The organism is Pseudomonas sp. BCRC 81390 (assembly GCF_030341915.1).
GTDB lineage: Bacteria > Pseudomonadota > Gammaproteobacteria > Pseudomonadales > Pseudomonadaceae > Aquipseudomonas.
This window is the reverse complement of sequence record NZ_JATAAG010000015.1, coordinates 15,503-22,396: the sequence shown is the minus strand read 5'-3', so window position 1 is coordinate 22,396 and position 6,894 is coordinate 15,503. Positions and strand designations below refer to the sequence as shown.

4 protein-coding genes are annotated in these 6,894 nt (G+C 65.3%); 3 read left to right on the top strand and 1 reads right to left on the bottom strand.

Annotated features, from left to right (window positions below):
- Positions 1-95: 95 nt before the first annotated feature.
- Complete coding sequence (locus QSV36_RS08620; protein ID WP_289131205.1) at positions 96-863, bottom strand: FCD domain-containing protein; 768 nt, start codon at positions 861-863, stop codon at positions 96-98.
- Positions 864-1,120: 257 nt separating this feature from the next.
- Between QSV36_RS08620 and QSV36_RS08615 the strand changes: the two genes are divergently transcribed.
- From QSV36_RS08615 to QSV36_RS08605, 3 genes are all read left to right on the top strand, one after another.
- On the top strand, positions 1,121-2,791 hold the full coding sequence (locus tag QSV36_RS08615; RefSeq protein WP_289131204.1) for a lactate permease LctP family transporter: 1,671 nt from the start codon (positions 1,121-1,123) through the stop codon (positions 2,789-2,791).
- A gap of 63 nt (positions 2,792-2,854) precedes the next feature.
- Positions 2,855-4,000, top strand: a complete 1,146-nt coding sequence (gene lldD, locus QSV36_RS08610) for an FMN-dependent L-lactate dehydrogenase LldD (RefSeq protein ID WP_170032778.1) — start codon at positions 2,855-2,857, stop codon at positions 3,998-4,000.
- A 74-nt stretch (positions 4,001-4,074) separates the two neighbouring features.
- The gene (locus tag QSV36_RS08605; protein WP_289131203.1) at positions 4,075-6,885 is read left to right on the top strand and encodes an FAD-binding and (Fe-S)-binding domain-containing protein; all 2,811 of its coding nucleotides are present in this window, start codon (positions 4,075-4,077) and stop codon (positions 6,883-6,885) included.
- Positions 6,886-6,894: the final 9 nt, after the last annotated feature.

Here is a 6,894-nt window from a genome sequence, read left to right as displayed (position 1 = left end):
GCGGGGCAAGCCCGCTCCCACAATGAAAGCGTCGAGCTGGAAAATTGTGGGAGCGGGCTTGCCCCGCGAAGAGGCCCGCAGTGCCACAGCCAATCTCAGCGCCCGCTACGCCGCTCCGCCCGCGCCACCCGCTGCGCTTCCTCCTGCGCCTCTTCCAGCACCTCCTGCACATACAGGATGTGCCGGCTGGACACCTCCCGGGCATCATCCGCCCGCCCCTCGACAATGGCCAGGTACAGTTCCCGGTGCTGGCTGATCAGCATGTCGCGGGTCTCGGCCCGTTGCTGGTACATGCCACCGATGTTGGTCACCACGTTGCGCTTGAGCAGGTCGAACAAACCCCGAATGGTGTGCAGCAGCACGGCGTTATGGCTGGCCTCGGCAATCGCCAGGTGGAAGCGCGCATCGGCTGCGCCCTCTTCCACCCGGGTCGCTTCATCGGCCCGGGCATAGCAGTCCTGCAACGCATCGAAGGCCGCCTTCAGCCGCGCCCGGTCCGGCTCGGTGGCACGCTGGGCGGCGTAATAGGCGCACGAGGCCTCCAGGGTATGGCGAAACTCGAGCAGGTCGCGCTGCGCCTCGGCACTGTGCTCGAGCAATTGCAGCAACGGATCGCTGAAGGTCGACCCCAGCGACTCGGCAACAAAATTGCCCCCGCCCTGGCGGCTGACCAGCAGCCCCTTGGCCACCAGCTTCTGGATCGCCTCGCGCAGTGACGGGCGCGACACACCGAACTGCTCGGCAAGGACGCGCTCGGCCGGCAGCCGCTGCCCGGAGGTCAGCGTGCCTTCCAGAATCATCCCTTCCAACCGATCGACGATGTCATCGGACAGGCGCCGTTGGCGGACCTGATCAAAAACCATCACATGCTCTCCACAAACCCCCGGCAGATTTCCGGGGGTGCCTATTCTCGCCGATCCAGGGCCGTGCAAACACCATCAGGTGATGTTTTTCCCTGCCCATCAGGCGGCCACTCATCGGCACTCGACCAAAGTTTTGCACGGGACAAATTGACACACCCATGACAGCGCTTTTAACCTAGCGACCAGTCATTGTAAATTGGTCTTACCAATTATCCAATGCCAGTGCCTGACCAACAACAAATAGGGGGCCACCCCATATGCAAACCTGGCAACAATTCTATAGCCCGCTTGGTAGTCTCGGCCTGTCCGCACTGGCGGCGGTCATCCCCATCGTGTTCTTCTTCCTTGCCCTGGCGGTGTTCCGCCTCAAAGGCCACGTGGCTGGCAGCATCACCCTCGGCTTGTCGATCCTGGTAGCGATCTTTGCCTTCCAGATGCCTGTCGACATGGCGTTCGCCGCTGCGGGGTACGGCTTCCTCTATGGCCTCTGGCCAATCGCCTGGATCATCGTTGCCGCGGTGTTCCTGTACAAACTCACGGTCAAGAGCGGCCAGTTCGAAGTGATTCGCAGCTCGGTGCTGTCGATTACCGACGACCAGCGCCTGCAAGTGCTGCTGATTGGTTTCTGCTTCGGTGCCTTCCTGGAAGGCGCGGCGGGCTTTGGTGCACCGGTGGCAATCACTGCCGCGCTGCTGGTGGGCCTGGGCTTCAACCCGCTGTACGCCGCCGGCCTGTGCCTGATTGCCAACACCGCGCCCGTGGCCTTCGGCGCCCTGGGCATCCCGATCATCGTGGCCGGCCAGGTCACCGGCATCGACGCCTTCCACATCGGCGCCATGACCGGTCGCCAACTGCCGCTGCTGTCGTTGTTCGTGCCGTTCTGGCTGGTATTCATGATGGACGGCCTGCGCGGCGTGAAGGAAACCTGGCCAGCCGCCCTGGTGGCCGGCCTGAGCTTCGCCGTTACCCAGTACTTCACCTCGAACTTCATCGGCCCGGAGCTGCCGGACATCACCTCGGCCCTGGCCAGCCTGATCGCCCTGACCCTGTTCCTGAAAGTCTGGCAGCCCAAGCGCGCGTTCGCCGAAGCCAAAGGCAGCGTGGGCGCCGCCGTGGTGCAGCCAAGTGGCAGCCAACCAAGCCCCTACAGCTTTGGCGAGATCTTCAAGGCCTGGTCGCCGTTCCTGATCCTCACCGTGCTGGTCACCATCTGGACCCTGAAACCGTTCAAGGCGGCCTTCGCGGCGGGCGGCTCGATGTACAACTTCGTGTTCAACTTCGCCATCCCGCACCTCGACCAGCTGGTGATCAAGGCCGCGCCCATCGTGGCTGCGCCAACCGCCATGCCTGCGGTGTTCAAGCTGGACCCAATCTCCGCCACCGGCACCGCGATCTTCCTCTCGGCGCTGATTTCCATGGCGGTGCTGAAGATCAACGTCAAAACTGGTCTGACCACTTTCAAGGAAACCTTCTGGGAACTGCGCTGGCCGATCCTGTCGATCGGCATGGTGCTGGCATTCGCCTTCGTCACCAACTACTCGGGCATGTCCTCGACCATGGCCCTGGTGCTGGCCGGTACCGGCGCGGCGTTCCCGTTCTTCTCGCCGTTCCTCGGCTGGCTGGGCGTGTTCCTGACCGGCTCGGACACCTCGTCCAACGCCCTGTTCAGCTCGCTGCAAGCCACCACCGCGCACCAGATCGGGGTCAACGACACCTTGCTGGTGGCTGCCAACACCAGCGGCGGGGTAACCGGCAAGATGATTTCGCCGCAATCGATCGCCGTGGCCTGCGCCGCCACCGGCCTGGTCGGCAAGGAATCCGACCTGTTCCGCTTCACCGTCAAGCACAGCCTGTTCTTCGCCACCATCGTCGGCCTGATCACCTTGATCCAGGCCTACTGGCTGACCGGCATGCTGGTTCATCACTAAAGTGAAAGGGGCCGGGCGCCCTGGCGCGCCCGGCAATCCCCACAAGCAACGCTGCGAGAATCCATGATCATTTCCGCCTCTACCGACTATCGCGCTGCGGCCCAACGCAAGCTGCCTCCTTTCCTGTTCCACTATGCCGACGGCGGTGCCTACGCCGAGCACACGCTGCGCCACAACGTCTCCGACCTGGCCGGCATCGCCCTGCGCCAGCGCGTGCTGAAGAACATGTCCGAGCTCAGCCTCGAGACCCGCCTGTTCGACGAAACCCTGAGCATGCCGGTGGCCCTGGCCCCGGTCGGCCTCACCGGCATGTACGCCCGCCGTGGCGAAGTGCAGGCGGCGCGCGCGGCGGCGGCGCATGGTATTCCGTTCACCATGTCCACCGTGTCGGTGTGCCCGATCGAAGAAGTGGCCCCGGCCATCGACCGGCCGATGTGGTTCCAGCTGTACGTGCTCAAGGACCGCGGCTTCATGCGCAATGCCCTGGAGCGGGCCAAGGCTGCCGGGGTCAAGACCCTGGTGTTCACCGTCGACATGCCCACCCCCGGCGCCCGCTACCGCGACGCGCATTCCGGCATGAGCGGCAAGCACGGCCCGCTGCGCCGCGTGCTGCAAGCCATGACCCACCCCGAGTGGGCGTGGGATGTCGGCGTGATGGGCCGCCCGCACGACCTGGGCAATATTTCCGCTTACCGTGGCAACCCCACCGGCCTGGCTGATTACATCGGCTGGCTGGCCAACAACTTCGACCCGTCGATTTCCTGGAAAGACCTGGAATGGATCCGCGACTTCTGGGACGGCCCGATGATCATCAAGGGCATCCTCGATGCCGATGATGCCCGCGATGCGGTCAGGTTCGGTGCCGACGGTATTGTGGTGTCCAACCATGGCGGTCGTCAGCTCGACGGCGTGCTGTCCAGCGCCCGCGCCCTGCCGGCGATCGCCGATGCGGTCAAGGGTGAGCTGAAGATCCTGGCTGACTCGGGCATCCGCAGCGGCCTCGACGTGGTGCGCATGATCGCCCTGGGCGCCGACACCGTGCTGATCGGCCGCGCCTTCCTCTACGCCTTGGCGGTACACGGCCAGGCCGGGGTGAAGAACCTGCTGGAGCTGTTCGAAAAGGAGATGCGCGTAGCCATGGTGCTGACCGGTGCAAAGTCGATTAGCGAAATCACCCGCGACTCGCTGGTACGCGAACTGGGCGCCTGACGCCTGCAAGAACGACCGCCTGATTGACCCGGGGTATGTGGCGCACAGATACCACAGCCCCGCGAGGAGACTGCATGAGCCTGCCTGCCGCGTTCCTGCGTGATGCCGAGCGCCTGATCCCCGCCGAACGCCGTTTCGACGACCCTACCGCCACCCTGGCCTTCGGCACCGACGCCAGCTTCTACCGCTTGATCCCCAAGCTGGTGGTACGCGTCGAGACCGAGGACGAGGTGGTCGGCCTGATCAAACTGGCCCAGCGTGAGCGGGTGCCGGTCACCTTCCGCGCCGCCGGCACCAGCCTGTCCGGCCAGGCCATCAGCGACTCGGTGCTGATCGTGCTCGGTGACAACTGGAACGGCCGTGAAATCCGCGGCCAGGGTGAGCAGATCCGCCTGCAGCCCGGGGTCATCGGCGCCCAGGCCAACGCCTGGCTGGCCCCGTTCGGGCGCAAGATCGGCCCCGACCCCGCCTCGATCAACGCCTGCAAGATCGGCGGCATCGTCGCCAACAATGCCAGCGGCATGTGCTGTGGCACCGCGCAGAACACCTACCACACCCTGGCCGGCCTGCGCCTGGTGCTGGCCGACGGTACGCGCCTGGACAGCGAAGACCCGGCCAGTGTCGCCGCCTTCGAAGCCAGCCACGCCGAGCTGCTGGCAGCGTTGGCCCAGTTGGGCCGCGAGACCCGGGCCAATACCGCACTGGCCGAGCGCATCCGGCACAAGTACCGGCTGAAAAACACCACCGGCCTGTCGCTGAATGCACTGGTCGACTACGACCAACCGCTGGACATCCTGCAGCACCTGCTGGTCGGCTCCGAAGGCACCCTCGGTTTCATCAGCGCCGTCACCTACAACACCGTGCCCGACCACCCGCACAAGGCCAGCGCCTTGCTGGTATTCCCCAGCGTCGAAAGCTGCTGTCGCGCGGTGACCGTGCTCAAGCAGCAACCGGTTTCGGCGGTAGAGTTGCTCGACCGCCGCAGCCTGCGTTCGGTGCAGAACATGCCCGGCATGCCGCTGTGGGTAAAAGGCCTGTCGGACAACGCCTGCGCCCTGCTGATCGAGTCCCGCGCCGCCAGCCAGAGCCTGCTGCACGAACAGCTGCAACAGGTAATGGCCTCGATCGCCGACTTCCCGCTGGAACAGCAGGTCGACTTCAGTACAGACCCGGCCGTGTACAACCAGTTGTGGAAAATCCGCAAGGACACCTTCCCCGCCGTCGGCGCCGTGCGCCAGACCGGCACCACGGTAATCATCGAAGACGTCACCTTCCCGGTCGAGCAGTTGGCCGAAGGCGTCAACCGCCTGATCCAGCTGTTCGACAAGCACCGCTATGATGAAGCGATCATTTTCGGCCATGCGCTGGAAGGCAACCTGCACTTCGTCTTCACCCAGGGCTTCAACAGCGCTGCGGAAGTCGCCCGTTACCAGGCGTTCATGGACGACGTGGCACAGCTGGTGGCGGTGGAGTTCGGCGGCTCGCTCAAGGCCGAGCACGGCACCGGGCGCAACATGGCGCCGTTCGTCGAGCTGGAATGGGGCAGTGACGCCTACCAGCTGATGTGGAAACTCAAGCGCCTGCTCGACCCCAACGGCATCCTCAACCCCGACGTGGTGCTGAGCGAAGACCCGGACATCCACCTGAAAAACCTCAAGCCGCTGCCCGCCGCCGACGAAATCGTCGACAAGTGCATCGAGTGCGGTTTCTGCGAACCGGTGTGCCCGTCCAAGGGCCTGACCCTCAGCCCGCGCCAGCGCATCGTCATGTGGCGTGACATCCAGGCCAAGCAACGCGTCGGCATCGACATCCGGGAACTGCGCCGGACCTACCAGTACCAAGGCATCGATACCTGCGCCGCCACCGGCCTGTGCGCGCAGCGCTGCCCGGTCGGTATCAACACCGGCGAGCTGGTGAAGAAACTGCGCAGCCAGGCCGCTGACCATGCCAAGGCCGCCGACTGGCTGGCCGACAACTTTCACACCGCCCTTGGCGGCGCGCGCCTGACCCTGACCGCCGCCAACACTGCGCGCAAGCTGCTCGGTGCCCCGCGCCTGGGCCGCTTGAGCGCCACGTTGAGCAAGGCCAGCAAAGGCCGCCTGCCGCAGTGGACCCCGGCCATGCCGCAACCCCTGCGCCCGCTGCCCTTCGGCCCGGCCAGCCACGACGCCCGCCCGCGCGTGGTGTACCTGGCCGCCTGCGTTTCACGGGTGATGGGCCCGGCCTATGCCGACCGCGAGCAAAGCTCGCTGCTGGACAAGACCCGCGCCCTGCTGGAAAAGGCCGGCTACCAGGTGGTGTTTCCCGACAATGCCGACAGCCTGTGCTGCGGCCAGCCGTTCGCCTCCAAGGGCTACCCCGAGCAGGCCGAACACAAGCGCCAGGAGCTGATCAATGCCCTGCTGCACGCCAGCCGCGGAGGCCTCGACCCGATCTACTGCGACACCAGCCCGTGCACCCTGCGCTTGGTCCAGGACCTGGGTGAAAGCCGCTTGGACCTGTACGACCCGGTGCGTTTCATCCGCACCCACCTGCTCGACCGCCTGGAGTTCACCCCTCAGGACGAGCCCGTGGCCGTGCATGTGACCTGCAGTACCCAGCACCTCGGGGAAAGCCAGGCGCTGATCGACCTGGCGCGGCGTTGCAGCAAGCAGGTGGTGGTCCCCGAAGGCATTCATTGCTGCGGCTTTGCCGGTGACAAAGGCTTCACCACCCCCGAGCTCAACGCCCACTCGCTGCGCAGCCTCAAGGACGCGGTGCAGTATTGCAGCGAAGGCATCTCCACCAGCCGCACCTGCGAGATCGGGCTGTCCAGCCACAGCGGCATCGACTACCACGGCCTGGTCTACCTGGTAGACCGCGTCACCCGCCCACGCAGCATCTGAAGTCAACAC